Origin of the sequence: Streptomyces sp. NPDC058295, assembly GCF_042880655.1 — a bacterium.
GTDB lineage: Bacteria > Actinomycetota > Actinomycetes > Streptomycetales > Streptomycetaceae > Streptomyces > Streptomyces coriariae.
This window is the reverse complement of record NZ_JBHVYO010000010.1, coordinates 169,460-196,388: the sequence shown is the minus strand read 5'-3', so window position 1 is coordinate 196,388 and position 26,929 is coordinate 169,460. Positions and strand designations below refer to the sequence as shown.

General features: G+C 71.2%; 25 protein-coding genes. 12 read left to right on the top strand and 13 right to left on the bottom strand.

The genetic code is table 11. From position 1 onward, the window contains the following. Nucleotides 1-105: 105 nt before the first annotated feature. Complete coding sequence (locus ACFVYS_RS13625) at nucleotides 106-1,308, bottom strand: sensor histidine kinase (RefSeq protein ID WP_389501729.1); 1,203 nt, start codon at nucleotides 1,306-1,308, stop codon at nucleotides 106-108. A gap of 118 nt (nucleotides 1,309-1,426) precedes the next feature. Between ACFVYS_RS13625 and ACFVYS_RS13620 the strand changes: the two genes are divergently transcribed. Next, the gene (locus tag ACFVYS_RS13620) at nucleotides 1,427-2,488 is read left to right on the top strand and encodes an SAM-dependent methyltransferase (protein WP_389501727.1); all 1,062 of its coding nucleotides are present in this window, start codon (nucleotides 1,427-1,429) and stop codon (nucleotides 2,486-2,488) included. A gap of 32 nt (nucleotides 2,489-2,520) precedes the next feature. Here ACFVYS_RS13620 and ACFVYS_RS13615 read toward each other — a convergent pair whose 3' ends face one another. Next, nucleotides 2,521-3,672 (bottom strand): NADH-quinone oxidoreductase subunit D, encoded by a 1,152-nt coding sequence (locus ACFVYS_RS13615; RefSeq protein WP_389501725.1) that lies wholly within the window; start codon nucleotides 3,670-3,672, stop codon nucleotides 2,521-2,523. 43 nt (nucleotides 3,673-3,715) lie between these two features. Between ACFVYS_RS13615 and ACFVYS_RS13610 the strand changes: the two genes are divergently transcribed. Further along, nucleotides 3,716-4,219, top strand: a complete 504-nt coding sequence (locus ACFVYS_RS13610; RefSeq protein WP_389501724.1) for a PH domain-containing protein — start codon at nucleotides 3,716-3,718, stop codon at nucleotides 4,217-4,219. Next, nucleotides 4,216-5,694 (top strand): PH domain-containing protein, encoded by a 1,479-nt coding sequence (locus ACFVYS_RS13605; protein WP_389501722.1) that lies wholly within the window; start codon nucleotides 4,216-4,218, stop codon nucleotides 5,692-5,694. The genes ACFVYS_RS13610 and ACFVYS_RS13605 overlap by 4 nt, the downstream gene beginning before the upstream one ends. Before the next feature lie 19 nt (nucleotides 5,695-5,713). On the opposite strand, the gene ACFVYS_RS13600 is transcribed toward ACFVYS_RS13605, so the two are convergent. The 3 genes from ACFVYS_RS13600 to ACFVYS_RS13590 all read right to left on the bottom strand — a co-directional run bounded on the left by ACFVYS_RS13600 (nucleotide 5,714) and on the right by ACFVYS_RS13590 (nucleotide 9,235). Next, complete coding sequence (locus ACFVYS_RS13600; RefSeq protein WP_389501720.1) at nucleotides 5,714-7,342, bottom strand: hypothetical protein; 1,629 nt, start codon at nucleotides 7,340-7,342, stop codon at nucleotides 5,714-5,716. Nucleotides 7,343-7,721: 379 nt separating this feature from the next. Continuing rightward, entirely contained in the window at nucleotides 7,722-8,849 is a 1,128-nt protein-coding gene (locus tag ACFVYS_RS13595; protein WP_389501718.1) for an alpha/beta hydrolase, read from the bottom strand. A 260-nt stretch (nucleotides 8,850-9,109) separates the two neighbouring features. Then, on the bottom strand, nucleotides 9,110-9,235 hold the full coding sequence (locus ACFVYS_RS13590) for a hypothetical protein (protein ID WP_282438183.1): 126 nt from the start codon (nucleotides 9,233-9,235) through the stop codon (nucleotides 9,110-9,112). Here ACFVYS_RS13590 and ACFVYS_RS13585 point away from each other — a divergent pair. From ACFVYS_RS13585 to ACFVYS_RS13560, 6 genes are all read left to right on the top strand, one after another. Continuing rightward, nucleotides 9,188-10,897, top strand: a complete 1,710-nt coding sequence (locus tag ACFVYS_RS13585; RefSeq protein WP_389501808.1) for a phosphatidylglycerol lysyltransferase domain-containing protein — start codon at nucleotides 9,188-9,190, stop codon at nucleotides 10,895-10,897. The genes ACFVYS_RS13590 and ACFVYS_RS13585 overlap by 48 nt on opposite strands. Before the next feature lie 192 nt (nucleotides 10,898-11,089). After that, a complete protein-coding gene (folP, locus tag ACFVYS_RS13580; RefSeq protein ID WP_389501716.1) occupies nucleotides 11,090-12,070 on the top strand; it encodes a dihydropteroate synthase in 981 nt (326 codons plus the stop codon). Next, on the top strand, nucleotides 12,067-12,588 hold the full coding sequence (locus tag ACFVYS_RS13575) for a nuclear transport factor 2 family protein (RefSeq protein WP_389501714.1): 522 nt from the start codon (nucleotides 12,067-12,069) through the stop codon (nucleotides 12,586-12,588). The genes folP and ACFVYS_RS13575 overlap by 4 nt, the downstream gene beginning before the upstream one ends. Before the next feature lie 280 nt (nucleotides 12,589-12,868). Beyond that, a complete protein-coding gene (folB, locus tag ACFVYS_RS13570) occupies nucleotides 12,869-13,228 on the top strand; it encodes a dihydroneopterin aldolase (protein ID WP_020132500.1) in 360 nt (119 codons plus the stop codon). Further along, nucleotides 13,225-13,836, top strand: coding sequence for a 2-amino-4-hydroxy-6-hydroxymethyldihydropteridine diphosphokinase (gene folK / locus ACFVYS_RS13565; RefSeq protein ID WP_389501712.1), 612 nt, complete (start codon nucleotides 13,225-13,227; stop codon nucleotides 13,834-13,836). Before folB ends, folK begins: the two co-directional genes overlap by 4 nt. 72 nt (nucleotides 13,837-13,908) lie before the next feature. Then, nucleotides 13,909-14,394, top strand: coding sequence for a DUF3180 domain-containing protein (locus ACFVYS_RS13560; protein WP_389501711.1), 486 nt, complete (start codon nucleotides 13,909-13,911; stop codon nucleotides 14,392-14,394). A 33-nt stretch (nucleotides 14,395-14,427) separates the two neighbouring features. Here the strand turns inward: ACFVYS_RS13560 and folE are convergent, their stop codons facing one another. The 6 genes from folE to dacB form a co-directional block, all read right to left on the bottom strand. Next, nucleotides 14,428-15,033, bottom strand: coding sequence for a GTP cyclohydrolase I FolE (folE, locus tag ACFVYS_RS13555; RefSeq protein ID WP_389501709.1), 606 nt, complete (start codon nucleotides 15,031-15,033; stop codon nucleotides 14,428-14,430). Nucleotides 15,034-15,184: 151 nt separating this feature from the next. Beyond that, nucleotides 15,185-17,224, bottom strand: coding sequence for an ATP-dependent zinc metalloprotease FtsH (gene ftsH / locus ACFVYS_RS13550; protein WP_362275838.1), 2,040 nt, complete (start codon nucleotides 17,222-17,224; stop codon nucleotides 15,185-15,187). Nucleotides 17,225-17,410: 186 nt separating this feature from the next. Then, the gene (hpt, locus tag ACFVYS_RS13545; RefSeq protein ID WP_057601282.1) at nucleotides 17,411-17,971 is read right to left on the bottom strand and encodes a hypoxanthine phosphoribosyltransferase; all 561 of its coding nucleotides are present in this window, start codon (nucleotides 17,969-17,971) and stop codon (nucleotides 17,411-17,413) included. Nucleotides 17,972-18,043: 72 nt separating this feature from the next. Then, nucleotides 18,044-19,066, bottom strand: a complete 1,023-nt coding sequence (gene tilS, locus ACFVYS_RS13540; RefSeq protein WP_389501707.1) for a tRNA lysidine(34) synthetase TilS — start codon at nucleotides 19,064-19,066, stop codon at nucleotides 18,044-18,046. A 192-nt stretch (nucleotides 19,067-19,258) separates the two neighbouring features. Next, entirely contained in the window at nucleotides 19,259-20,392 is a 1,134-nt protein-coding gene (locus ACFVYS_RS13535; RefSeq protein ID WP_389501706.1) for a zinc-dependent metalloprotease, read from the bottom strand. Between the two features lie 108 nt (nucleotides 20,393-20,500). Continuing rightward, nucleotides 20,501-22,162, bottom strand: a complete 1,662-nt coding sequence (gene dacB, locus ACFVYS_RS13530; protein ID WP_389501704.1) for a D-alanyl-D-alanine carboxypeptidase/D-alanyl-D-alanine-endopeptidase — start codon at nucleotides 22,160-22,162, stop codon at nucleotides 20,501-20,503. Between the two features lie 79 nt (nucleotides 22,163-22,241). Here dacB and ACFVYS_RS13525 point away from each other — a divergent pair, with 79 nt between their 5' ends. After that, nucleotides 22,242-22,733, top strand: coding sequence for an inorganic diphosphatase (locus ACFVYS_RS13525; RefSeq protein WP_007452023.1), 492 nt, complete (start codon nucleotides 22,242-22,244; stop codon nucleotides 22,731-22,733). 116 nt (nucleotides 22,734-22,849) lie between these two features. After that, on the top strand, nucleotides 22,850-24,511 hold the full coding sequence (locus ACFVYS_RS13520; RefSeq protein ID WP_389501702.1) for a threonine/serine exporter ThrE family protein: 1,662 nt from the start codon (nucleotides 22,850-22,852) through the stop codon (nucleotides 24,509-24,511). Nucleotides 24,512-24,515: 4 nt separating this feature from the next. Here ACFVYS_RS13520 and ACFVYS_RS13515 read toward each other — a convergent pair whose 3' ends face one another. Continuing rightward, nucleotides 24,516-25,511 carry a DedA family protein gene (locus ACFVYS_RS13515; RefSeq protein ID WP_389501700.1) on the bottom strand — a complete coding sequence of 332 codons (996 nt, stop codon included), beginning with the start codon at nucleotides 25,509-25,511 and terminating at the stop codon, nucleotides 24,516-24,518. Nucleotides 25,512-25,653: 142 nt separating this feature from the next. Between ACFVYS_RS13515 and ACFVYS_RS13510 the strand changes: the two genes are divergently transcribed. Continuing rightward, on the top strand, nucleotides 25,654-26,019 hold the full coding sequence (locus tag ACFVYS_RS13510; protein WP_389501698.1) for a YbjQ family protein: 366 nt from the start codon (nucleotides 25,654-25,656) through the stop codon (nucleotides 26,017-26,019). Between the two features lie 129 nt (nucleotides 26,020-26,148). Here the strand turns inward: ACFVYS_RS13510 and ACFVYS_RS13505 are convergent, their stop codons facing one another. Continuing rightward, a complete protein-coding gene (locus tag ACFVYS_RS13505; protein ID WP_389501696.1) occupies nucleotides 26,149-26,910 on the bottom strand; it encodes a MerR family transcriptional regulator in 762 nt (253 codons plus the stop codon). Nucleotides 26,911-26,929 lie beyond the last annotated feature (19 nt).

The following is a 26,929-nucleotide window of genomic DNA, read 5'->3' as shown; positions in this document are numbered from 1 at the left end:
TCTGTCTCTTCTTGTTTCTTGTGTTTCTTGTGTTTCTTAAGTTTTCGTCACCCGTGCGCGTGCGTCGGGGGGCGTGACAGGTGTCACCAGGGGCGTGCGTCGGCTTCAGTGCGCGGGTTTGAGCGGGAGCAGGGCGCTGATGCGGAATCCTCCGCCGGGTCGCGGGCCCGCGTCCAGGGTTCCGCCCACCATGCCGACGCGCTCGCGCATGCCGATCAGACCGTGACCCGCGCCGTCGGCGCCGCCCTCCTCGTACAGCTCGTGCGGGGCGCCCTTGCCGTCGTCCTCGACGAGCAGGCCCAGACCGTCGTCGAAGTAGACCAGGCGGACGCTCGCGCCCGTGTTGGGCCCCCCGTGCTTGCGCGTGTTGGTCAGCGCCTCCTGCACGATCCGGTACGCCGTCAGCTCGACGCCGCTGGGCAGCGGCCGCGGCGTGCCCTCGACCTTGAAGTCCACCGGCAGGCCCGAGCCTCGGCACTGCTCGACGAGGTCCTCGATCTGCTCGACGTCCGGCTGCGGCACGTACTCGCCGCCCTCCTGGTGCTCGCCGGTGCGCAGGACGCCCAGTAGGCGGCGCATCTCGGCGAGGGCCTGGCGGCCCGTGGAGGAGATCGTCTCCAGGGCCTTCTTCGCCTGGTCGGGCGCGGCGTCGAGAACATAGGCGGCACCGTCGGCCTGCACCACCATCACCGACACGTTGTGCGCGACGACGTCGTGCAGCTCCCGCGCGATGCGGGCGCGCTCGGCGGCGACCGCGACCTTCGCCTGCGCCTCGCGCTCCTTCTCCAGGCGGGCCGCGCGCTCCTCCAGCTGCGCGAAGTACGCGCGACGGGTGCGAATGGAGTCGCCCAGCACCCAGGCGAGGGCGAACGGCACCGTCTGGAAGACGATGACCGCGACCTGGCCCGGCACGCTCGCGTTCTCGTGCGGCCAGCGCAGCTGCGCCAGGGTGGCCGCGCTCAGCGCCATGACCAGGGCGAGGCGGGAGGCCCAGCGGGCGCCGGTCGCGGCAACCGTGTAGACGATCACCAGCAGGGAGAAGTCGGCGGCCGTGACCCCGACGTTCAGCACCAGCTGGGCCAGTCCGAGCGCCGCGGCGAGCACGAGCATCCGCTCGGGCATACGCCGACGCAACGCGATGACCAGGCACAACAGGAACACGACCGGCACCAGCAGCGCCATGGAGTCGGTGCCGCCGCGGTCCTGTCCCGCGGTCCCGGCAGCCGCGGAGATCCCGAACAGGACGAGGGCCCAGAAGCCGTCAACCCCGGTCGGGTGTCTGCGGAGGAAGTCATAGAGGCGCTGCACGTGACCCAGCGTAGGGAAGCCCGATGCGTGCAGGGGTCAACCGGAGGGCCGATCCGGTCCGGGCGCGCGTACTCCGCAAGGTGGATGCCGTGATCACCTGTACGCCTAGTCTGACCGGGTGGCGGACAAGGCGACGGACACGCGCGGGTGGCGCGGCTGGCGGGCGGCGACCCAGGCGGCGCTGTACGGCGTGGACGGAACGGGCGGCTTCTACCGGCGCTCCGAGGGCCCGGCCGGGCACTTCCGTACGTCCGTGCACGCCTCGCCCCTGTTCGCCGCCGCCGTGGCCCGGCTGCTGTGCCGGGTCGACGAGGCGCTGGGCCGGCCCTCGTCGCTCGACTTCGTCGACATGGCCGCCGGGCGGGGCGAACTGGTCACCGCGGTGCTGGCCGCGCTCCCCGCCGAGGTGGCGGCACGCACACGCGCGTACGCCGTCGAGATCGCCGGCCGCCCTGAGGGCCTCGCTCACCGGATCGAGTGGCTGCCCGAGCCTCCACGCCAGCTCACCGGGCTGCTCTTCGCCAACGAGTGGCTGGACAACGTGCCCGTCGAGGTCGCGGAGGTCGATGCCGCGGGCGTGGCTCGACTGGTGCTGGTCCGGGACACCGGGGCCGAGCGGCTCGGGGAGCGGGTGTCCGGCGCGGAGGCCGAGTGGCTCGCGCGGTGGTGGCCGACGACGGGCGAGGAGGGGCTGCGGGCGGAGGTCGGGCTGCCCCGGGACACGGCCTGGGCGTCCGCCGTCTCCTGCCTCGCGGGCGGGCTCGCGGTGGCGGTGGACTACGCGCACACGGCGGACGCGCGCCCCCCGTTCGGGACGCTCACCGGCTTCAGAGAGGGGCGCGAGACGGCACCCGTGCCGGACGGCTCCTGCGACATCACGGCCCACGTCGCGCTGGACGCGTGCGCGGAGGCGGGAGCAGCGGCGGCGAAGGATGGGGCGCGGGCGGCCGTCGGCGCGCGCCTGCTCACACAACGCGCCGCACTGCGCGCCCTGGGCATCGCCGGCGCACGCCCCCCGCTGGCGCTGGCCTCCACGGACCCGTCCGCGTACGTGCGCGCCCTCGCGAGCGCCGGAGAGGCCGCCGAGCTCCTCGCGCGGGGCGGGCTGGGCGACTTCGGATGGCTGCTCCAGCCGGTCGGAATTCCCCACCCGCTCGACCCGGAAGCCGAAACCGGCTGACCGCACGCGGCATCCCCCGGCCGCCGCGCGGCCTACTTGTCGATGTCCCCCACCACGAAGAACATCGACCCGAGGATCGCCACCATGTCCGAGACCAGCGTGCCCGGCAGCAGTTCGGTGAGCGCCTGGATGTTGTTGTAGGAGGCCGAGCGGAGCTTCAGCCGGTACGGGGTCTTCTCGCCCTTGCTGACGAGGTAGTAGCCGTTGATGCCGAGCGGGTTCTCGGTCCACGCGTACGTGTGCCCCTCGGGCGCCTTGAGGACCTTCGGGAGCCGCTGGTTGATCGGACCGGGGGGCAGCTCCGCGAGCCGGTCCAGGCAGGCGTCCGCGAGGTCGAGCGCGTTGTACGTCTGCTCCAGGAGGCACTCGAAGCGCGCGAGACAGTCGCCCTCGGTCCGGGTCACCACCTTGAGGGTGTCCCGCAGCTCCCCGTACGCGAGATAGGGCTCGTCCCGGCGCAGGTCGAAGTCGACACCCGAGGCGCGCGCGATCGGCCCGCTCACGCCGTACGCGTGCACGTACTCCGGCGCGAGCGTTCCCACGTCGCGCGTGCGCCCCCGGAAGATCTCGTTGCCGATCACCAGGTCGTCGAAGACGTCCATGCGCGAGCGGACGGCGGCGACGGCGCCACGCGCGCGTGCGGCCCATCCGGCCGGCAGGTCCTCCTTGAGGCCGCCGACGCGGTTGAACATGTAGTGCATGCGCCCGCCGGAGACCTCCTCCATCACGTTCTGGAGCACTTCGCGCTCACGGAAGGCGTAGAAGACCGGCGTGATGCCGCCCAGCTCCAGGGGGTAGGACCCCAGGAACATCAGGTGGTTCAGCACCCGGTTCAGCTCGGCGAGCAGGGTACGGGTCCACACCGCGCGCGGGGGGACCTCCATGCCGAGCATCCGCTCCACCGCGAGGACCACGCCCAGCTCGTTCGAGAACGCCGACAACCAGTCGTGGCGGTTGGCCAGCATGACGATCTGGCGGTAGTCGCGTGCCTCGAACAGCTTCTCCGCGCCGCGGTGCATATAGCCGATCACCGGCTCCGCCTGCCGGATGCGCTCGCCGTCCAGGACGAGCCGCAGCCGCAGCACACCGTGCGTGGAGGGGTGCTGGGGGCCGATGTTGAGCACCATGTCGGTGCTCTCCGCGGCACCGCCGATCCCGACCGTGGTCTCCGTCGTAGGAGTCATGGGCACAGTCTCCCCTACGTGCTCCGCTCCGTACGCTGGCGGTATGGAAACGGGGAGCCCGGATGGCGTGGGGACGACGGCGGCCGGACCGGAGTGGATCGGACTGCCGCCGGGACTGTTGCGGATGCGGCGGCTGCTGCTGCTGGTGTGGCTGGGGCTGACGGCCGTCGGCGCCGGGCTGCTGCTCGGGCTGCTCGTCGGTGCCGCGTGGGCCGCGTTCGCACTGCTGCCCCTGGCCGGCATCGGATGGGGCTGGGTGCTGCTCGGCCGCAACTGGCACTCCTGGCGGTACGCCGAGCGGGCCGACGACCTGCTGATCAGCCGGGGCGTGCTGTGGCGCGAGGAGACCGTCGTGCCGTACGGGCGCATGCAGCTCGTCGAGGTCACCTCCGGGCCCGTCGAACGGCACTTCGGGCTGGCCAGCGTCCAGCTGCACACCGCCGCCGCCGCGACCGACGCGACCATCCCGGGCCTGGACCCGGCCGAGGCGGAACGGCTGCGCGACCGGCTCACCCAACTCGGCGAGGCCCGATCGGCGGGGCTGTGACGACCCCGGGCGTCGAGGACGACGCACCCGACGTACCCGCCACGGCGGAGACCACGGACGCCACGGAGACCACGGAGACTGCGGAGACCACGGAGACTGTGGACACCCCAGAGACACCGGAGCCACCGGGAACACCGGGAACACCGGGAACACCGGGCCCTCCCGGCACCTACTCCGAACGGCCCGTCACCGAGCGCCGGCTTCATCCCGTCACGCCGTTCCGGCGGGCGTGGGCGCCGATCGCGGTCCTCGCCGGGTGGGCCGTGCACGACCCCAACCAGGCGCAGGAGCAGCTGACCCGGCTGACCACCACGACCCTGTTGATCGCGCTCGCCGTCCTCGTCCCCGCGGCTTCCCTCTACGGCTTTCTGACCTGGTGGTTCACCCATTTCTCGGTGACCGACAGCGAACTGCGCATCCGGACCGGCCTGCTGTTCCGGCGCGCCGCGCACATCCGGCTGGAGCGCATCCAGGCGATCGACGTCAGTCAACCGCTGCTCGCGCGGATCGCGGGCGTTGCGAAGCTCCGGCTCGACGTGGTCGGCGCCGAGAAGAAGGACGAACTGGCCTTCCTGGGCGAGGAGGAGGCCCGGGTGCTGCGGGCGGAGCTGCTCGCGCGGGCGGCGGGTTTCGCGCCGGAGACGGCGCACGAGGTGGGCGAGGCACCCGCGCGCGAGCTGCTGCGCGTACCGCCGCGCGAGCTCGCGATCGCGCTGGTGCTGACCGGCGCGACCTGGGGCGCGCTGGTCGCCGCGCTCGTCGTGCCGCCGGTGCTGTGGCTGGCCACCCACAGTGTGTGGACGGTCCTCGCGACCGGCGTGCCGCTGCTCGGCGCGGCGGGCGCGAGCAGCGTGGGACGGTTCGTCGGCGAGTACGACTGGACGGTCGGCGAGTCGCCGGACGGGCTGCGGATCGACCATGGGCTGCTGGACCGTACGCACGAGACGGTGCCGCCCGGGCGGGTGCAGACCGTGCGGATCGTGCAGCCGCTGCTGTGGCGGCGGCGCGGGTGGGTCCGGGTCGAGCTCGACGTGGCCGGCTCGGCCAACTCCGTACTCGTGCCCGTCGCCCCGCGCGAGGCCGCGGAGGCCGTCGTCGCGCGCGTGCTGCCCGGGGTGAGCGTCCCGGCCGGGACCTCGCCGACGCGGCCGCCGCGGCGGGCCGGGCGGTGTGTTCCGCTGTGGTGGCGGGGCTACGGGATCGCCGTCACGGACGCGGTGTTCGCCACCCGGCACGGACTGCTGCGCCGCAGCCTGACGCTCGTCCCGCACGCCAAGGTGCAGAGCGTGCGACTGACGCAAGGGCCCTGGCAGCGCCTCTGGCGGCTCGCGGACGTCCATGTGGACACCGGGGCCGACAAGACCGTCACAGCCCGGCTGCGGGACGCACAGGAGGCCGCGGAGCTGCTCCGAAGCCAGGCCGAACAGTCTCGGACCGGGCGCCTGGACGCCCGGTCCGACCGGTGGATGACGTAGGACGCCTCGGAGGACGGCGTCAGGAGACGGCGCTGCGCAGTCCCTGAAGGTCGATGTGCTCCGTCTCGTCGTGGGCGGTCAGGTCGATCACCTGGCCCACACCGCGCGCCGCCTCGTCCAGCGCCTTGAACTCCGACTCGGACTCGGCCTTGTGCAGGGCGAGGGCCTCCTGGCCGACGACATCGGCCAGATCCTCGTTCTGCACCGCCTCCAGGGCGTAGGGCTCCGACGCGCTCTTCGTGCCGAAGAAGTCGAAGCCTCCCTCGGCCGTCGGACGCCGTACGGGCTGCGCGGCCGGTACGACGGCCACGGCGGTCGGCACGGCGAAGTGGCCGGAGGGGCGGCGCTGCACGGCGCCGGCGGGACGGGGGACGAGCGCACCGGCCCCGGTGACGGACGGGGCGGAGGCGCCGGTGGGGGCGGAGTACACCGGCGGCGTGGGCCGCACGGTCTCCGCGTGGTCCGGGTGCTCGCCGACCACGGCCGTTTCCGAAGCCACCGGCTCGGGGGCGTTCTCGTCCGGGTCGTCCGGGTCCGCGTCCGCGGCGGCGGGAGCCTGGTCGCCCGGGGCCTGGTCGCCCGGGGCCTGGTCCTCCGACCGCTCGTCGTCCGCGCTCTGGTCATCCGCGCTCTGGTCGTCCGAGACCGTGTCGGCCTCGGCAGCCGTGTGGGGGGCGGCCGCGCGCGCGTGCTCGTCGACCGCCTCGGGCTTCCCCTGTGCTTCGTCCTCCTGCGCGGCCTCCGCGTCGCCGCCGGCGGCTGTGGCGCCGACGTCCGCGGAAGTCGCCCGCGCGGGCTCCTCCTCGGCGTGGTCCTCGATCTTCGTGGCCTTGACGCCGTCGGTGTCGAACCGGGCCAGGGCCGCCTGGGCCCGCAGGAACAGCTTGGACCCCTCGGGAGAGAAGACCGCCGAAGCCGCCGGCTCCTCCGCAGCCTCCGCGGCCTCCGCAGCGCCCTCGGCCTTCTCGGTCTCGGCGCCCGGCTCGGCGGTGGCGTCGCCGGACTCGGCAGGGTCGCCGGAATCGGCAGACTCGGCAGAGTCGTCGAACGCGGCCCCCTCGGCCGGCGCCCCGACGCCATCCGTGCCTTCGGTGCCTTCGGTGTCGTCGGCGTCCTCGGCCTCCCGCGCGACGACCGCGCCGGCCGGCTCCGCGTCCTGCGCCGCGCGCGCGGCGGGCAGCGCGGGCGTGGGCGCCGCCTCTATCTCGAGCAGTCGGCGGCCCTCCAGGGCGCTGGCCCGCTCGGTCTCGGCCGTGGCATAGCGGCGCAGCAGCGCGGCGTGCTCGTTGCGCAGGCCCGCCAGTTCGGTGCGCTTGGACCGCAGACGCTGTTCCAGCTTGACGCGCAGCTCACGTGATTCGTCGAGGTCGCTCTCCAGTTCGGCGAGCCGTTCCTCGTAGCGCCACTCGTCGCCGGCACGCGCGCGTGCCAGGTCGGCGACCTGTTTGCCGGCCTGCACGTCCCAGCGGCGCATCACGTACGCGCCGAGGATCGCCGTCGCCGCGGCGGCCGCGGCCAGACCACGGAGCGCCATCGGCTCCGTGAACACCCAGGGGCCGAGGGCGCAGACAAGGGAGACGCCTGCGATTGCCGAGGGAGGTAGCAGCCTGTGCAAAGGCGGGGAATGGCGGTGACGTCCACGTGGCATGGCCAGAAACTTACCGCGCGTAGGCGAATGTTGGCGCCCCGCCCCGCAAAAACACGGCCATACCGAAGTCTTCACAGGGCATCAGGAAACAACGCGGTCACGGAATTCGACAAGAAGCAAGATCATTTCCTGCCTGGGCGCCCCGAACAGCCCTCCTGAACCCCGGCCGAGCCACCCGGCGCCCCCGGTCTTCGACGCCCGCCAGCCCCCGCTTCAACCCCCTCCACGATCCCCGTCAACCCCCTCCTCGACGACCATCGACCCCCTGCTCGACGCCCGCGGCCCCGCCCGGCATTCGACGCCCGCCCCCTGCCTCCGCCCTTCGGCATTCGCGCCCGCCGCCCAGCCCCCGCCGCCGGGCGCCGCCCTCAGGCGCCGCTCACCGGTCGCTCAACCGCCCGCTGATCCACTCGAGCGTCGGCGGGATCTCCCGCCGCCAGGTGTTGAAGTTGTGCCCGCCGCTTTCCAGGATGATCGACGAGATCCTGGTCGTGCCCGTGGCCTTCGCCAGCCCTATGAACTTCTGCGTGGCCTTGAAGTTGGATTCTCCGACCTTGCTGCTGGTGACAAGCAACGAGGTGTCGGGAGCGGAACGATTCTTCAGAAACCAGTGCAGATCCGCCTCGTTGCGCAGGGTCGCGTTCCCGTGGAAGAGGTCGCCCGTGGTCGGATCGCTCGGCGCCTTGTAGTACGCCGACAGGCCCGCGCCCGCCCCGTAGACCTCCGGGTGGTGCATCGCCAGCTTCAGCGCGCAGTAGCCGCCCGTGGAGTCGCCGATGATGCCCCAGCTGCCGGGCTTCCTGCCCACCCGGTAGTGGGCCGTCACGGCGTCCGGCAGGTCCTTGGCGAAGAACGACTCGGTCTGCGGGCCGCCCGGGATGTCCACGCACTCGGTGTCCCGCGGCGGCGCCACCGTCGGCCGCATCATCACCAGGATCATCGGCTGCATGCGCCCGTCCTTGGCGAGCTGCCGCGCGGTACGCGGGTAGTGCAGCTTGTCCACCAGTGCCTCCGCCGTTCCGGGGTAGCCCGTGAGGACGACGGCCGCGGGGAACGTACGCGTGCGGTACTGCGGGTCGAAGTACTCCGGCGGCAGGTACACGTACGCCGGCGTGGCTATGTGTGTCGTACGTCCGTTGACGGCGACCTTCTGGATCTGTCCGCCGTACTGCGGACGCGGGCTGCCGCCGCCGTCCACGCGCCGGGTGTCGACCACCCGCAGCGGCCCCGCCGGGGCGCCGCCCGCAGCGTGGTCGACGACTACGCCCTGGTCCGTCTCCCGGCCGAACAGATCCGCCCAGCTGGCGTAGAAGCCGAACGCCTGGTTGGCGGTCAGCCCCACCGACACGAACAGCGCCAACTGGGTGGCGAGCAGCAGCCCGACCCGCCCGCTGACGGCCCGCCAGCCGGTTCGGGCAAGGCGCGGCCACAGCCATACGGTGCCGACGAACAGCAGTAAGGCGAACAGCACTGACAGCAGCAGCGTTTTGTCGCTCGTGAGCCCCATGCGGTGGTTTCCTGCCTGCTCTCCGTCCGGGATCCCGCCCGCTCCCCCCGACTCCTTCGCGAGGGCTTGTCCCGGACTTTCCTTGGCCTTTTCAGTGGCTTTGAGAAGACGAGTGAACCTCTCTCCTCAAGACACCGTCCTAGAGGGCGCAATGTCGCCGGATGCCCGAATCGGGCCCGGGTCCAAGGTCTCTCGCGGAACTACGGGATGCGATGTCTGTCACTCAAGATGGGGAAATGTCGGGCGGGGTTCCGCACCGATCAAGCCGGGTGCGGCAGATAGTGCGAGGTCCGCGCCCCGAGTCCGTCCCTGCCCTGGTCGCCCGCGCCTGTGCCCTCGTGGGCCTGCTGGATGTCGCCGGAGGCGTCTTCCCGCGGTTCAGGCACAGCCGTATGCACACCTTCGCCGAGGTGCTGCCCGGCTCGTTCGGGCCGTTCGCGGCGGCGCTGTCGCTCAGCGCCGGCGTCCTGTTGCTGCTGCTCGCCCACGGCCTCAGGCGCGGCAAGCGGCGCGCGTGGCGCGCGGCGGTGGTACTGCTCCCGGCGGGCGCCGTGGCCCAGTTCGTGTACCGGCACTCGATCGTGGGCGCGCTCATCTCGGTCGCTCTCCTGGTTCCGCTGCTGCTGCACCGCGACCAGTTCGCGGCACTGCCCGACCCGCGCAGCCGCTGGCGCGCGCTCGCCAACTTCGTCCTCATGGGCGCCGGTTCCCTCGGTCTGGGTCTGATCATCGTCAGCGTCCACCCGCGGCGCCTGATCGGCGACCCGAGCCTGGCCGATCGCATTACCCACGTGCTGTACGGCCTCTTCGGCTTCGAGGGCCCGGTCGACTACCAGGGCAACACCTCCTGGACCGTCGCCTTCTCCCTGGGCGCCCTCGGCTGGATCACCGCGGCCACCACGATCTACCTGGCCTTCCGCCCCGAGCACCCGGCCGCCCGCCTCACGGAGGAGGACGAGGTGCGCCTGCGTGCCCTGCTGGACAAGCACGGGCGCCGCGACTCCCTGGGCCACTTCGCGCTGCGCCGCGACAAGGCCGTGGTCTTCTCGCCCAGCGGGAAGGCGGCCGTGACCTACCGCGTCGTCTCCGGCGTGATGCTCGCCAGCGGCGACCCCATCGGCGACGTCGAGGCCTGGCCCGGCGCCATCGAACGCTTCATGGACGAGGCCAAGGCCCACTCCTGGACGCCCGCCGTCATGGGCTGCTCGGAGACGGGCGGCGAGGTGTGGACCCGTGAGACCGGCCTCGACGCCCTCGAGCTGGGTGACGAGGCGGTGGTGGACGTGGCGGATTTCTCCCTGGCCGGCCGCGCGATGCGCAACGTGCGCCAAATGGTCAAACGCATCGAACGCGCCGGTTACGAGACCCGGGTACGGCGCGTCCGTGACCTCGGCGAGGCCGAACTGGAGCGCATCCGGCGGGCCTCCGAGGACTGGCGCGGCACCGACACCGAGCGCGGCTTCTCGATGGCCCTGGGCCGCATCGGTGACGCCGCCGACGGGGACTGCCTCATCGCCACCGCGCACAAGGCCGACGAGGTCCCCGGCGAGTACGGCGACCTGAAGGCGATCCTGCACTTCGTGCCCTGGGGCCCGGACGGCGCCTCCCTGGACCTGATGCGCCGCGACCGCTCGGCCGACCCGGGCATGAACGAACTCCTGATCGTCGCCGCACTCCAGGCCGCCCCGAAGTTCGGCATCGCGCGCGTGTCGCTGAACTTCGCCATGTTCCGCGCGGCGCTGGCCCGCGGCGAGAAGATCGGCGCGGGCCCGGTCCTGCGGGCCTGGCGCGGGCTGCTGGTGTTCCTGTCCCGCTGGTTCCAGATCGAGTCGCTGTACAAGTTCAACGCCAAGTTCCAGCCGCGCTGGGAGCCCCGCTTCGTCGTCTACCGGGCCTCCGGCGACCTTCCCCGCATCGGCTTCGCCGCCATGCAGGCCGAGGGCTTCGTCAGCCTCGCCCTCCCGCTGCCGCGCTTCCTGCGCCGCCGCTCCACAGCGGCACGCGTGTGTACGCACGCGGTGGCGGAGAGGGACGTACGCGCGGCGTAGGCGCGGCGGTGCCGGTGCCGGCCGGCGTACTCCCGGGCCAGTCGCCGGGCCCGCATCGAGCCGAGCGCCGCCCGGGCGGCCGGACCCGCGCCACGAGACCGGCCCGGGTGGCGGCCCCGCCCCCTCCCGGCTCCGGGGCTTCCACCCGGGCCGCACCGCGGCAGGGCCCCCTGCTGGGCCTACGCTGAACGCATGAGCAAGCAGAGCGGACGCGGGCGCGTCGCCGGCCTTCCGGAATGGGACCGCTGCGCGGTCATGGGAGTCGTCAACGTGACCCCCGACTCCTTCTCCGACGGCGGCCGCTGGTTCGACACGACGGCCGCCGTCAAGCACGGCCTCCAGCTCGTCGCCGAGGGCGCGGACCTGGTGGACGTCGGCGGCGAGTCCACCCGCCCCGGCGCCAGCCGGGTCGACGAGACCGAGGAGCTCCGCCGGGTCATCCCCGTGGTCCGGGGCCTCGCCTCCGAGGGTGTCGTCGTCTCCGTCGACACGATGCGCGCCTCCGTCGCGGCCCAGGCCCTGGCGGCCGGTGCCGCCCTCGTCAACGACGTCAGCGGCGGCCTCGCCGACCCGGCGATGATCCCGGCCGTCGCGGACGCGGGTGCCCCCTTCGTCGTCATGCACTGGCGCGGCTTCCTCGAGGGCGGCAACGTCCGAGGCGTCTACGCCGATGTCGTCGCCGAGGTCGTGGACGAACTCCACGCGCGTGTGGAAGCCGTCCTGGCGGGCGGCGTCTCCCCCGACCGCATCGTCGTCGACCCGGGTCTGGGCTTCTCCAAGGAGGCCGATCAGGACCTCTCCCTGCTGGCCCACCTCGACCGGCTGCACGCCCTCGGCCACCCGCTGCTCGTCGCGGCCTCCCGCAAGCGGTTCCTCGGCCGTGTCCTGGCCGGCCCGGAGGGCGCGCCACCGCCCGCGCGCGAGCGCGACGCCGCCACCGCCGCCGTCTCGGCCCTCGCCGCGGAGGCAGGCGCCTGGGCGGTCCGCGTGCACGAGGTGCGCGCGACGGCGGACGCGGTACGGGTCGCCCGTGCCGTGGAGGGGGCGCGCGAGGAAGGCAACGCGCCCGGCGCGAGCGCACCACGCCCGGCGCACACCCCCACGGGCGAACCTGCGCCCCCGGACGCGCACCGCGGCGGGCACGGCCCGAGCGGCGCAGAAGGAGTCCGGTGAGCGCCCCCCACACCGACGTCGAACAGGTCGAAGCCGCCAACACCGCCTTCTACGAGGCACTGGAGCAAGGCGACTTCGACGGGGTGTCCGCGCTCTGGCTCACCCCGGCCGACCTGGGCGTGGACGAGACGTACCACGACCCGGCGGACGTCGGCGTGATCTCCTGCGTGCACCCCGGCTGGCCCGTGCTCACCGGCCGGGGCGACGTGCTGCGGTCGTACGCGCTGATCATGGCGAACACCGACTACATCCAGTTCTTCCTCACCGATGTGCATGTCTCCGTCACCGGCGACACCGCGCTGGTGAACTGCACCGAGAACATCCTCAGCGGCGGCCCGGCGCCGGAGGACGGCGAGGAACTCGGGCCGCTCGTCGGCCAGCTGGTGGTCGCCACAAACGTGTTCCGGCGTACCTCCGACGGATGGAAGTTGTGGTCGCACCACGCCTCCCCGGTGTTGACGGAGAACGACGAAGCCGACGGTCCCGAAGACCCCGAGAGCGACGAGAACCCCTCCTGAGCGGGTAGGCGGAGCACAGGGAGGGTGCAGGAAGCCCCGAGATGACCCACAGGGACCAAGAAGTGGTTGGAATCACGAACCCGTGGGTAGGGGCGGCTACCAGCCTGTGAGCAGCCGGGTTCCCGTAGGGAGACACCCGGTGAAAAGTCCTGGATCCGGCCCGGGCCACGGTGGCCGGAGCCCGGGTCTGTCAGTGCTCGCGGGTAGATTCGTTCGAGGCCGGGGTGGCGCCCGCACCCGGACGCACCGGCCGAAACCGACGACTGCAGGAGTGATTCGCGTGGATCGTGTCGCGCTGCGCGGCCTGAAGGCCCGCGGGTACCACGGCGTGTTCCCCAAGGAACGCGAGGAGGGCCAGACCTTCATCGTGGACCTCGTCCTGGGCCTGGACACCCGACCGGCCGCGGCCGACGACGACCTGGCGAAGACCGTCCACTACGGCATCGTGGCGGAGGAGGTCGTGGCCGTCGTCCAGGGCGATCCCGTCGACCTCATCGAGACGCTCGCCGAGCGCATCGCCCAGGCCTGTCTGAAGCACGAAGGGGTCCAGGAGGTCGAGGTCTGCGTCCACAAACCGGACGCGCCGATCACGGTCCCCTTCGACGACGTGACCGTCACCATCATCCGGAGCCGAGTATGACCGCGTTCTTCACCGAGGGTCAGAGCGACCCGACCGTACAGCCGGTACCCGCCTCCGTCGTGGAGAAGGTCGACGCCGCCGACACCACCCTGCACAACCCCCAGCGGGCCGTGATCGCCCTCGGCTCCAACCTGGGCAACCGCCTGGAGACCCTCCAGGGCGCCATCGACGCCCTCGAGGACACCCCCGGCGTACGCATCAAGGCCGTCTCCCCGGTGTACGAGACAAAGCCGTGGGGCGTCGAGCCCGGCAGCCAGCCCTCGTACTTCAACGCGGTGGTCCTGCTGAAGACGACCCTCCCGCCGTCCTCCCTGCTGGAGCGGGCGCACGCGGTCGAGGAGGCCTTCCACCGGGTGCGCGACGAACGCTGGGGCGCGCGCACGCTCGACGTCGACATCGTCGCGTACGCCGACGTCGTCAACGACGACCCGGATCTCACGCTCCCCCACCCCCGCGCCCACGAACGCGCCTTCGTCCTCGCCCCCTGGCACGACGTGGAGCCCGAGGCCCAGCTGCCCGGCCGCGGCACGGTCGCCGGTCTTCTCGACACCGTGACCCGCGAGGGCGTCGCGGCGCGCAAGGACCTGGAACTCCACCTGCCCGAGTAGTCGTTAAGGTCGACAGGACCACTGCCCGCGGGATGCCCATGCCCGCGGGCTCGGGGGAGTTGAAGGGACACCGTGAGAGAGCTGCGCATCAGGGTGCTGGCCGGCGTGTTCGGCGTGGCCGCGATCCTGTCCTGGGCCGGAGCCCGCCTGTGGAACTCGATCGGGACCCTCCCCAGCGTCCCGCTGGCCGCGCCCATCGTCCTCACCCTGATCGCCGTGGTGCTCACGGCCACCGCGCTGTCGCTGCGCGCCCGGCTCAAGGCCCAGCGTGAGCGCCGTCCCGAGGCCAAGGGCGTCGACCCGCTGATGGCGGCCCGCGCGGTCGTGTTCGGCCAGTCCAGCGCCCTGGTGGCCGCCCTCGTCTCCGGCATGTACGGCGGGACGGGCGTCTTCCTGCTGGAGTCCCTGGACATCCCCGCCCGCCGCGACCAGGCCATCTACGCCGGTTTCTCGGTCCTGGCGGGCATCGCGGTCATAGCGGCGGCCATCTTCCTGGAGCGCGTCTGCAAGCTGCCCGAGGACGACGACCAGGACAAGGGCGCGACGTCACCGGCGTGACGTCCCCCGGCTGAGCGCAGGCCTCGTCAGGGCTCAGCGCGCCATGATCAGGCTCATCGCCTCGTTGCGCGTCGCCGCGTCCCGCAGCTGCCCCCGCACCGCCGAGGTGATGGTCTTGGCGCCGGGCTTGCGGATGCCCCGCATGGACATGCACATGTGCTCGCACTCGATGACGACGATCACCCCACGCGGCTCCAGGATCTCCATCAGGGAGTCTGCGATCTGCGTGGTGAGACGTTCCTGCACCTGGGGACGGCGCGCGTAGACGTCCACGAGCCGGGCCAGCTTGGACAGGCCCGTGATCTTCCCGGTGGTGGACGGGATGTAGCCGACATGGGCGACGCCCCTGAAGGGCACCAGATGGTGTTCACACGTGCTGAACACCTCGATGTCCTTCACGAGCACCATCTCGTCGTGCCCGAGGTCGAAGGTGGTCGTCAGCACGTCCTCGGGCTCTTGCCACAGCCCCGCGAATATCTCCTTGTACGCCCGCGCCACCCGCGCCGGCGTCTCCCGGAGGCCCTCGCGGTCCGGATCCTCACCGACCGCGATCAGCAGTTCGCGTACGGCGTTCTCGGCGCGCTTCTCGTCGAACTCGCCGATGGCGCCCTCGCCGTCCAGCGTCACGGGGTCGGTCATGTGGTGCCTCGTTCCTGTGCGGGTCACGCGTGTGGGTCACGCGCCTCATCGCGGCATGGAAGACATCAGACGAAAAATGCCGCGCCCCCCAGGCTAGAACCTGGGGGGCGCGGCATCCATTCCGGGCCTGGTGGGGCTCCCGGGAGCCGAATCAGCTCTCGGGGCGGTCCTCCGGGGCCGGCTCGGTCACCGGGGTGGGCTCCACCACGGTGGACTTCGCCGTGGAGATCGCCGGAGTCGCGCCGTTGGCGCCGTTCGTCAGTGCGAGCTCCCGGGGGGAGAGCACCGGCGGACGGGTGGACGGCGTGCGCCGCGAAGAACCGGTCCAGGCGGGCCGGGCCGGGCGCTTGACGATGGCGGAGAAGACCTCGGCGATCTGCTCCTTGTTCAGCGTCTCCTTCTCGAGCAGCTGAAGCACCAGGTTGTCGAGGACATCGCGGTTCTCGACCAGGATCTCCCAGGCCTCGTTGTGAGCGGTCTCGATCAGCTTCTTGACTTCCTCGTCCACCAGCGCGGCGACCTCTTCCGAGTAGTCGCGCTGGTGAGCCATCTCACGGCCGAGGAACGGCTCCGTGTTGTCGCCGCCGAACTTGATCGCGCCCAGTCGCTCGGTCATGCCGTACTGGGTGACCATCGCGCGGGCCGTGGCGGTGGCCTTCTCGATGTCGTTCGCGGCGCCGGTGGTCGGGTCGTGGAAGACCAGTTCCTCGGCGGCGCGACCGCCCAGCATGTAGGCCAGCTGGTCGAGCATCTCGTTGCGCGTGGTCGAGTACTTGTCCTCGTCCGGCAGGACCATCGTGTAGCCGAGGGCCCGTCCGCGCGACAGGATCGTGATCTTGTGGACCGGGTCGGAGTTCGGGGAAGCCGCCGCGACCAGGGCGTGGCCGCCCTCGTGGTACGCGGTGATCTTCTTTTCCTTGTCCGACATGATCCGGGTCCGCTTCTGCGGGCCCGCCACGACGCGGTCGATGGCCTCGTCCAGCGAGTGGTTGTCGATGAGCTTCTTGTCGCTGCGCGCCGTGAGGAGCGCCGCTTCGTTGAGCACGTTCGACAGGTCCGCGCCGGTGAAGCCCGGGGTGCGGCGGGCGACGGCCGACAGGTCGACGTCCGGAGCGACCGGCTTGCCCTTCTGGTGAACCTTGAGGATCTCCAGACGGCCCTGCATGTCCGGACGGTCGACCGCGATCTGGCGGTCGAAACGGCCGGGACGCAGCAGCGCGGGGTCGAGGATGTCGGGACGGTTCGTGGCGGCGATGAGGATCACGCCGCCCTTGACGTCGAAGCCGTCCATCTCGACGAGCAGCTGGTTCAGCGTCTGCTCGCGCTCGTCGTGACCACCGCCGAGGCCGGCGCCGCGATGGCGGCCGACCGCGTCGATCTCGTCGACGAAGACGATCGCCGGGGCGTTCGCCTTGGCCTGCTCGAAGAGGTCACGGACCCGGGAGGCACCGACACCGACGAACATCTCGACGAAGTCGGAACCGGAGATCGAGTAGAAGGGAACACCCGCCTCGCCGGCGACGGCACGCGCGAGAAGCGTCTTGCCGGTACCGGGCGGGCCGTACAGGAGTACGCCCTTGGGAATCTTGGCGCCGACGGCCTGGAACTTCGCCGGTTCCTGGAGGAACTCCTTGATCTCGTGGAGTTCCTCGACGGCCTCGTCAGAGCCCGCGACGTCGGCGAAAGTCGTCTTCGGGGTGTCCTTGGTGATGAGCTTCGCCTTGGACTTCCCGAAGTTCATGACTCGGGAGCCGCCGCCCTGCATCTGATTCATCAGGAACAGGAAGACGACCACGATGAGGACGAAGGGGAGCAGGGACAGCAGAATCCCGACGAAGGCGTTCTGCTTCGTCGGCGAGACTGTGTATCCGTCCGGGATCTGCTTGTCCTGGTACTTGGTCTGCAGCGTGTTGGCAATGGTCACGCCTTGGTCGCCGATGTAGCTCGCCTGGATCTTCGAGCTGTCCTTGACCTTTTCGCCGTCCTTGAGCGTGACCTTGATGGTCTGCTCGTCACCGGTGGTGAGCTTGGCCGACTCGACCTTGTTGTCGTTGATCGCTGCAATGACCTGGCCGGTGTCCACCGTCTTGTAGCCGCCGGACGAGCCGACGACCTGCATCAACACGACCACGGCAAGGACGGCCAGCACGATCCACATGACCGGCCCACGGAAGTATCGCTTCACGTCCATCCATACGGAGCGGTGTCGCCCCGTCCCTCCTGCCATAGTGAGTTTGATAAGACAGTTCTTCTGACGGTACCCCAGCTTTGTCGCGCAAAGCCGCACGGTACGGCTGGCGCACCCGTCTGCATGCTCCAACGGCGAAAGGGCCGCCGGGGTTCCCGATCTTCGTACGGGGCTTGGGCCCTTCGGGTTTCAGCCGCCGTAGACGTGGGGCGCGAGCGTACCGACGAACGGGAGGTTGCGGTACTTCTCGGCGTAGTCGAGGCCGTAGCCGACGACGAACTCGTTGGGGATGTCGAAGCCGACCCACTCGACGTCGATGGCGACCTTGGCGGCCTCGGGCTTGCGCAGCAGCGTGCACACCTTGAGGGTGGCGGGCTCGCGCGAGCCGAGGTTGGAGATCAGCCAGGACAGCGTCAGACCGGAGTCGATGATGTCCTCGACGATCAGGACGTGACGGCCCTTGATGTCGGTGTCCAGGTCCTTGAGGATCCGCACGACACCGGAGGACTGGGTGCCCGCGCCGTAGGACGACACGGCCATCCAGTCCATGGTGACGGGGGTGGACAGGGATCGGGCGAGGTCGGCCATGACCATCACGGCGCCCTTGAGGACACCGACGATGAGCAGGTCCTTGCCCGCGTACTCCGCGTCGATCTTCGCAGCCAGCTCTACCAGCTTCGCGTCGATCTCTTCCTTGGTGATGAGCACCTCTTTGAGGTCGGTGCCCATGTCTTTCGCGTCCACCCGCATCACTTTCGGTTGTCCCACCAGCCACCGAGACCGCCCACGACCACGTAAGCGGTCCTGCCGGAGGGCCCGGATTCAGCCTTGCCGAATCACCAGTCTGCCACCCTGGCGCTGGGCGACGACTTTGCCGGGGAGATTGATGACCCCCTGGCCGCGCCAACCGGTGATCAGCCGGTCGACCTCCTCGATGTGCCGGGCGAAGAGGGAACCGGCCGGAGCACCCGCCTCGATGGCGGCGCGGCGCAGGATCCGACGGCGTACGGCGGGCGGCAGGGCGTAGAGCTTGGCGCACTCCAGAAGACCGGCGGCGTCCCGTACGGAGGCCTCGGCCTGGCCCGCCCAGGCGTCGAGGGCGTCGGCGTCGTCACGGGAGAGCTGGGCCGTTCGGGCGAGCGCCTCGACGACGCCCTTGCCGAGGGCCTTCTCCAGGGCGGGCAGCCCCTCGTGGCGCAGCCGGGAGCGGGTGTAGGCCGGGTCGGCGTTGTGCGGGTCGTCCCAGACGGGCAGGGACTGGACCATGCAGGCCTTGCGGGCGGTCTGCCGGTCGAGCCGGAGGAAGGGGCGGCGATAGCGGCCGTCGGCCCCCGAGACCGCCGCCATCCCGGACAGTGAGCGGATGCCGGAGCCGCGGGCGAGGCCGAGCAGGACGGTTTCGGCCTGGTCGTCGCGGGTGTGGCCGAGCAGGATCGCGGCGGCGCCGTGGCGGACGGCGGCGGCGTCGAGGGCGGCGTAGCGCGCGTCGCGGGCCGCGGCCTCGGGCCCGCCTTCGCGGCCGACGGTCACGGCCGTCGCCTCCACGGGATCGAGGCCGAGTTCGCGCAGGCGCAGGACGACTTCCTCGGCGCGCAGGTCGGAACCGGGCTGGAGGCCGTGGTCGACGGTGACACCGCCGGCCCGGATGCCGAGCCGGGGCGCCTCGAAGGCGAGGGCGGAGGCGAGCGCCATGGAGTCGGCGCCACCGGAGCACGCCACGAGCACGAGCGGCGGTGCCGGTCGCTCGTGGGAGCCCGTGTCGGGGGTGGGGTGGTCGTTGAGGATGTCGTGGAGTACGCGGCGGACCGCCAGGCGTATCGCCGCGACCGCAGGATGGGGACCCACTGTCCGGTTCCCTTCATGAAGTTGTCGGGGGTGAACCCGAGGTTCGGTCACGCAGAGTGTGTAGATGGTGACAGAACCGGGGCGTTCCCCGAGCATTGCACGCCTGCCCAGGGCTCACGGTCCCTCGGACGGGTGATTGAAGGGGCGTTCTCCTGCCGTCGGCCGGATTCGTTCATCGCCGTTCTGGCGGGTTCATGACTCGGCCTTGCGGTGCACTCGCGTGACCCACTCCGCCGGCTTGGCGATCTCGGCCTTGGTCGGAAGTGTGTTCGGGGAGGTCCAAACGCGGTTGAAGCCGTCCATGCCCACCTGGTCGACGACGGCCCGTACGAAGCGCTCGCCGTCCCGGTACTGCTTGAGCTTGGCGTCCAGGCCCAGCAACTTCCGCAGGGCGATGTCCAGTCGGGAGGCGCCCTTGGCGCGGCGCTGCTGGAACTTCTCGCGGATCTCGGCGACGGACGCCACGACTTCCGGGCCCACTCCGTCCATGACGAAGTCGGCGTGTCCCTCCAGGAGGGACATCACGGCGGTGAGGCGGGCGAGGATCTCCCGCTGGGCCGGCGTCTGCACCAATTCGACCAGGGAACGGCCGCCGTCGTCCTCCTCGCCCTCGGGCCGGCCGCCGGCCAGGGACTGGGCCGCTTCCCTGACCCGCTCCAGGAACGTCATGGGGTCGACGTCGGTCTCGCCCAAGAACGACTGGATTTCACCCTCGAGGTGGTCCCGCAGCCAGGGCACGGCCGAGAACTGGGTGCGGTGCGTCTCCTCGTGGAGGCACACCCACAGCCGGAAGTCGTGCGGCTCCACGTCGAGTTCGCGTTCCACGTGGACGATGTTCGGCGCGACGAGCAGCAGCCGGCCGCCGCCGTTGGCCCCGGCGGGGAGCGCGCGGGTGGCGGGGGCGAAGGTCTCGTACTGGCCGAGGACGCGGGAGGACAGGAAGGACAGCAGCATGCCCAGTTCGACGCCGGTGACCTTGCCGCCGACGGCGCCGAGGACCGCGCCGCCGGGGGTGTTGCCGCGCCGTTCCTGCATCTTGTCGAGGAGCGGTTTGAGGATCTCGCGGAAGCCCGCCACGTTCGCCGCCACCCAGCCCGGGCGGTCGACGACGAGGACCGGCGTGTCGTGGACGTCCTCGGTGCCCATACGAGTGAAGCCCCGGACGTGTCCCTCCGAGGCCTTGGCGTGTCGGCGCAGTTCCGCGACGACGGCTCGCGCCTCGTCGCGGCTGACCTCGGGTCCCGGCCGCACGAGCCGGGTCGCGGTCGCCACCGCGAGATTCCAGTCGACCATCCCCGAAGAAGCAGCGCCACCGTTGCTCGTCATGCGTCAACCGTACGTGAGCGCCGCCGTTGGGGGCAGGCCGCGGGAGACCGTTCAGGGAGATGTCAGGGTCGGGGCCGGGGGCGGCTCGGGGGTGCCGGGCCGCGCCGCTCAGCGGCAGCCGCACCCCGCCAGCGCCGTCGCCGCCCGGTCCAGCGCCACCTGGGCCGCCGCCGGATCGGTCGTGCCGGCGGCCAGCAGGGCGAACGCGAGGAGGCGGCCGTCCTGGTCGACGACCGTGCCGGCGAGGGTGTTCACGCCGGTCAGGGTGCCGGTCTTGGCGCGCACGACGCCGGCCGCGCCCTCCGTGTAGCGGCTGGTGAGAGTGCCGGTGAAACCGGCGACGGGAAGGCCGGTGAGGACGGGGCGCAGGTCGGGGCGGCCGGCGTCACCGGCCTTGACCAGGAGGGCGGTCAGGAGGTTCGCCGTGAGCCGGTCCTCGCGGTCGAGACCGCTGCCGTCCTTGATCCGGACGCCGGTCAACGGCAGTCCGAGCTTCTTCAGTTGCGCCTGGACGGCCTTGCCGGCACCTGCGAAGTCGGCGCGGACACCGGTCGCGACGGCGGTCTGGCGGGCGAGGGCCTCGGCGATGTCGTTGTCGCTGTTGGTCAGCATCCGTTCGACCAGGACGGACAGCGGGGGCGAGGAGACCGTGGCGAGGGTCGTCGCGCGCGTGGTGGCCTTGGACGGTCCGGGGGCCGAGGTCTTGATGCCGGCGGCCTTCAGGAACTCGGCGAACTTGCGGGTCGCGTCGGCCGCCGGATCGCTCACGCGGGTCGTCGGCCCGCTGGTGGAGTCGTCGGTGCGGCCCTCGTCGGCGGACAGGGCGGTGACGGCGGCGAGGTTGGGGTTGACCCCGATGGGGTGAACCTGGGTTCCGGCGAACAGCGTCGTGTCGTACGAGAGCGTCACCCGGGTGAGGCCGCGCTTCTTCAGGGCGGCCGCCGTGGAAGCGGCGAGGGTGCGCAGGTCGGCCCAGCCCCCGGCGTCCGCGCGGGCCGTGAGGGTGGGGTCGCCGCCGCCGACGAGGACGACTTCCCTGGTGCCGGCTTCCAGCGCGGCGCGGGTGGTGAGGCGGTGCTCGCCGCCCATCGCGGAGAGCGCGGCGACCGCGGTGGCGATCTTCGTCGTGGACGCCGGGGTCAGCGCCTCGTCGGCCCCGGAGCCGTACAGCCGCTTGCCGGTGGCCACGTCGACGACCACAGCGGTCCGCCGGGCGCCGAGGGCCGGATCGCCCAGGAGGGGGCCCAGGACGCCCGAGAGGCCCGTGCCGGTCGGCAGGGCGTCCGGGGCGGACTTCACGGCGTTGGTGGCGCTCCCCAGGCCCGCGAGGACGGAGGCGGCGCTCGGCGCGGGCCGCGGCGCTCCGGCCGCCGTGTCGGAGGTATCGGACGAATCGTCCGTACGGCCGTGATCTGTGCCACCCACCTGTTCCAGGGCGACGGCCCGGTCCCGCTCGGCCGTACGCTGACCGGTGGAGTCCCAGGGGCCGGCGGCGGTCACCACACCGGCGGCCAGCGCCAGCCCGGCGGTCGCCGCACCCGCGGTGTACTGCCACGACCTGGTGTTCGGACCGGCCTTCGTGATTCGCTCGAGCTGCGGCTTGGCCGCCTGTGTGAGCCGTGCGACCTGCGGCTTCGCGGCCGCCGCCACACGTGCGAGACGAGGCCTTACGATCCCTGCGGCCCGTGCCAGACGCGGTCGAACGGCGTCCGTGACCCGCACCACGTGCGGTCTCACGGCCCGCCAAGGCCTCAGCTCTGGCACGAACACCAGCCCCTTTCGCGATCACACTGCGGCGTGAGGGACACTTAACCACCAGAACTATGTGTTGATCATGGAGGAGCCACCGGTGGAGTTCGACGTCACGATCGAGATCCCGAAGGGTTCGCGGAACAAGTACGAGGTGGACCACGAGACCGGTCGGATCCGCCTGGACCGTCGACTCTTCACCTCGACCGCCTACCCGACCGACTACGGATTCGTCGAGAACACTCTCGGCGAGGACGGTGACCCGCTGGACGCGCTGGTCATCCTGGACGAGCCGACGTTCCCGGGCTGTCTGATCCGCTGCCGCGCGATCGGCATGTTCCGGATGACGGACGAGGCCGGCGGCGACGACAAGCTGCTGTGCGTCCCGTCGACCGACCCGCGCGTGGAGCACCTGCGGGACATCCACCACGTGTCGGAGTTCGACCGTCTGGAGATCCAGCACTTCTTCGAGGTCTACAAGGACCTGGAGCCCGGCAAGTCCGTCGAGGGCGCCGACTGGGTGGGCCGCACCGACGCCGAGGCCGAGATCGAGCGGTCCTACAAGCGTTTCAAGGACCAGGGCGGCCACTGAGGCCTCTGTCGCCTGATGCCGCCGGAAGGGTCGCACGCGTACGCGTGCGGCCCTTCCGTGCGTCTGTGCGCATACTGAGGCCTGTACGGAACGTGTCGTTCAGGGAGCGTTGCTGAGTGTCGGAGGCGGAGGACCGCAAACCGCAGTCGGACGAGGCGAGGAGCGGGTTCGACCCCGAGATCACGTCCGAGTTCGCGATCCCGGCGGGGCTGGCCGCCCCCAGAACCGGCGGTGAGCCGGAGACCACGTCGGAGTTCGCCGTCCCAAGCGGGCTGGACGTGGGCCCGCCCGCCGCCGCGGAGGGCGAGGGATCGGCGTTCAGCCTGCCGAGCACGTACAGCGCCCGGCAGGCCCCGTCGGCCTTCACACCGGCCGAAGGCGTGCCGGTGGTGAGTCTGATCAAGGACCTGCCCTGGCAGGACCGGATGCGCACGATGCTGCGGATGCCGGTGGCCGACCGGCCCGCGCCGGAGCCGGGGCCGAAGGCGGAGGAGGGCGGCCCGGCCGTCCCGCGCGTGCTCGACCTGACGTTGCGTATCGGCGAGCTGCTGCTCGCGGGCGGCGAGGGCGCCGAGGACGTGGAAGCCGCGATGTTCGCGGTCTGCCGCTCCTACGGGCTCGACCGCTGCGAACCGAACGTCACCTTCACGCTGCTGTCGATCTCCTACCAGCCGTCGCTGGTGGAGGACCCGGTGACGGCGTCCCGGACGGTCCGCCGCCGAGGCACCGACTACACGCGCCTGGCGGCCGTCTTCCGGCTCGTGGACGACCTGAGCGACCCGGAGAGCCATCTCTCCCTGGAAGAGGCCTACCGGCGGCTCGCGGAGATGCGCCGCAACCGGCATCCGTACCCGGGCTGGGTGCTGACCTCGGCGAGCGGGCTGCTCGCGGGCGCGGCCTCGGTGCTGGTCGGCGGCGACCTCGTCGTGTTCGTGGCGGCGGCGCTCGGCGCGATGCTCGGCGACCGGCTGGCGTGGCTCTGCGCGGGACGCGGGCTGCCGGAGTTCTACCAGTTCCTGGTCGCCGCGATGCCGCCGGCCGCGATAGGCATCGCGCTGACGCTGGCGGACGTCGAGGTGAAAGCGTCCGCGGTGATCACCGGTGGGCTGTTCGCGCTGCTGCCCGGACGGGCGCTGGTGGCGGGCGTCCAGGACGGCCTGACCGGTTTCTACATCACCGCGGCCGCGCGCCTGCTGGAGGTCATGTACTTCTTCGTGGGCATCGTGGCGGGCGTGCTGGTGATGCTCTACGTCGGTGTGCAGCTCGGCGCGCATCTCAATCCCGACGCGGCCCTGGGGATCACCAAGCGGCCGCTGTGGCAGATCGGCGCGTCGATGCTGCTGTCGTTGACCTTCGCGGTGCTGCTTCAGCAGGAACGATCCACCGTGCTGGCCGTCACCCTGAACGGCGGTGTGGCGTGGTCGGTGTACGGCGCGATGCACTACGCCGGGGAGATCTCGCCGGTCGCCTCCACGGCCGTCGCGGCGGGCGTGGTGGGCCTGTTCGGGCAGTTGCTGTCGCGCTACCGGTTCGCTTCCGCCCTGCCGTACACGACCGCCGCGATCGGGCCCCTGCTGCCGGGATCGGCGACCTACTTCGGGCTGCTGGCCATCGCGCAGAACGAGGTGGACGCGGGGCTGGTGTCGATCACCAAGGCCGCGGCACTGGCGATGGCCATCGCGATCGGCGTGAACCTCGGGTCCGAGATCTCGCGGCTGTTCCTGCGGATCGGCTCCGCCGAGAAGCGGCGGGCCGCCAAGCGGACGCGGGGCTTCTGAGCCTCTAGTAGCCCTGGTTGTCGTAGGGGTACTGGCCGTTCTGCTGAGCGCCGTACGGCTGCTGCTGGGGCTGCTGTTGGGGCTGCTGCTGCCAGTCCTGGGGGTACTGCTGCTGGTGCGGGTACGGCTGCTGCTGGGGGTACTGCTGCTGACCGTAGTAGTCGTGCTGTTCAGCCTGCCCCTGGTTCTGGTTCTGGCCGTGCCCCTGGTTCTGACCGTGGCCGTGGCCCTGGTTCTGGCCCTGGTTGCCGTACTGGTACTGCTGGTCGTGCTGGTCGATCCGGCGGAGCTGGGTCGTCGCGTCGTCCATGACCGGGGGCTGCTGGTGGGGCTGGTGCTGCTGCCCGGGAGTCTGCGACGGGGTCTGCTGCGGGTCCTTCTTGGCCTTCGAGCGGGCTCGCAGGAACTCGATGATGATCGGGACCACGGAGACGAGAACGATCAGGATGAGGATCGCTTCGATGTTCTTCTTGACGAAGTCGATGTTGCCCAGCCAGGAGCCGAGCAGGGTGACGCCCGCGCCCCACAGGACGCCGCCGATGACGTTGAAGACCAGGAAGGAGCGGTACCGCATGCCGCTGACGCCGGCGATGATCGGTGTGAAGGTGCGCACGATGGGCACGAAGCGGGCCAGGACCAGGGACTTCGGGCCGTACTTCTCGAAGAACTCGTTCGCCTTGGTGACGTTCTCCTGCTTGAAGAGCCGGGAGTCCGGTCGGTTGAAGAGCGACGGGCCGACCTTCTTGCCGAACATGTAACCCGCCTGGTCGCCCAGGATCGCGGCGACGCAGATCAGCGCGACCGCGCCCCACAGCGGGAAGTCCAGCTGGTTCGACGTGATCAGCAGTCCTGCGGTGAACAGCAGGGAGTCACCGGGCAGGAAGAACCCGATCAGCAGGCCGGACTCCGCGAAGACGATGAGCAACAGGCCCCAGAGACCGAAGTTGTCGAGCAGGTAGTTGGGGTCGAGCCAGCTCGGTCCGAGGGCGATCGTCGTCACGGTTCCGGGCTCCTGATGGGTGGGGGAAGGGTACGGCGTCCATGGTGCAGCCGCACAAAGCTATCAACGCAATGTGTCCGCCCCAGGTTCCACGGATGTCTCCGGGATGCACTGTGGGCCCGCTGGGACGAAGCTGTGAGCCATGGGCATCGAAGACTACGGTGGCGGGCAGGGCCCCGAGCCGGACGTACTGGTCGTCACCACGAACGACGTACCCGGGTTCCGCGTGGACAAGGTCATCGGCGAGGTCTTCGGGCTGACGGTGCGCTCACGGCACCTGGGCAGCCAGATCGGCGCGGGCCTCAAGTCGATGATCGGCGGTGAGCTCAAGGGCTTGACGAAGACCCTCGTCGAAACCCGCAACCAGGCCATGGAGCGCCTCGTCGAGCAGGCACGCGCGCGGGGAGCCAACGGCGTGCTGATGTTCCGCTTCGACGTGACGGAGGCGGCGGAGGTGGGCACCGAGGTGTGCGCCTACGGAACCGCGGTGGTGCTGGTCCGGGAGTAGCCCGCGAGTCCTCGATCTCCCGGGCGCCCGGACCAGGACCCGGTGCGCCGTCACCCGCTCGCCGCCTCAAGGCGCCTCAAGGCGTCTCAAGGCGTCTCGCTGCGCCTTACTGCGCCGCCTTGTGCCGCCCTACGCCGTCCGCCGGGCCGCGTTCGCCGTGATCGCCTCCTTGAGGTGCTCGGCGAGGCCCGGGCGCATCGCGTCGTAGAAGGCCTTGAAGCGCTCGTCGGAGACGTACATCTCGCCCAGACAGCGGTGCGTCTCGTACGGGCAGTCGTAGAACCACCTGCTGATGTGCTGCCGGTGTTCCTCGGCCATGCCCATCGCCGCGTCGCCGGTCGGCGGCTCACCGGCGGACATGAGGCCCTCGTAGCGCGCGCCCCAGTCGGCGACCTCGTCCTGCATGCGCTTCCAGTCGTCCTTCGTGTAGCGGGCGGCGCGGCGCTGCGACTCCGCGTAGGCCTCGGTGCCGCCCCAGCGCTGTTCCGCCTCTTCGGCGTACCGCTCCGGGTCCTTGTCGCCGAAGACCTCGAACCGTTCCTCGGGCGTGAGGTTGATGCCCATCTCGCGTGCCTCCATCGCGTGTTCCACGGCCGCGGCCATCTTCTGCAGCTGCTCGATCCGGGCGGTCAGCAGTTCGTGCTGCCGGCGCAGGTGCGCGCGCGGGTCGGCCGCCGGATCGTCGAGCAGGGCCGCGACGTCCTCGAGCGGGAAGCCGAGCTCGCGGTAGAACAGGATCCGCTGGAGCCGGTCGAGGTCGGCGTCGTCGTAGCGCCGGTGGCCCGCGTGGCTGCGCCCGCCGGGGACGAGCAGGCCGATGTCGTCGTAGTGGTGCAGCGTGCGCACCGTGACACCGGCGAATCCGGCGACCTGTCCTACCGAGTAGCTCACTTCGTCCGCTCCCTTCTCG

Excerpts from the sequence above, each read along its gene's own strand:
- ACFVYS_RS13615 (WP_389501725.1), bottom strand. The coding sequence starts at position 3,672 with ATGACTCCTACGACGGAGACCACGGTCGGGATCGGCGGTGCCGCGGAG.
- ACFVYS_RS13610 (WP_389501724.1), top strand. The coding sequence starts at position 3,716 with ATGGAAACGGGGAGCCCGGATGGCGTGGGGACGACGGCGGCCGGACCG.
- ACFVYS_RS13600 (WP_389501720.1), bottom strand. The coding sequence starts at position 7,342 with ATGCCACGTGGACGTCACCGCCATTCCCCGCCTTTGCACAGGCTGCTA.
- ACFVYS_RS13595 (WP_389501718.1), bottom strand. The coding sequence starts at position 8,849 with ATGGGGCTCACGAGCGACAAAACGCTGCTGCTGTCAGTGCTGTTCGCC.
- folP (WP_389501716.1), top strand. The coding sequence starts at position 11,090 with ATGAGCAAGCAGAGCGGACGCGGGCGCGTCGCCGGCCTTCCGGAATGG.
- folK (WP_389501712.1), top strand. The coding sequence starts at position 13,225 with ATGACCGCGTTCTTCACCGAGGGTCAGAGCGACCCGACCGTACAGCCG.
- folE (WP_389501709.1), bottom strand. The coding sequence starts at position 15,033 with ATGACCGACCCCGTGACGCTGGACGGCGAGGGCGCCATCGGCGAGTTC.
- ftsH (WP_362275838.1), bottom strand. The coding sequence starts at position 17,224 with ATGGACGTGAAGCGATACTTCCGTGGGCCGGTCATGTGGATCGTGCTG.
- hpt (WP_057601282.1), bottom strand. The coding sequence starts at position 17,971 with ATGCGGGTGGACGCGAAAGACATGGGCACCGACCTCAAAGAGGTGCTC.
- ACFVYS_RS13535 (WP_389501706.1), bottom strand. The coding sequence starts at position 20,392 with ATGACGAGCAACGGTGGCGCTGCTTCTTCGGGGATGGTCGACTGGAAT.
- ACFVYS_RS13510 (WP_389501698.1), top strand. The coding sequence starts at position 25,654 with ATGGGCATCGAAGACTACGGTGGCGGGCAGGGCCCCGAGCCGGACGTA.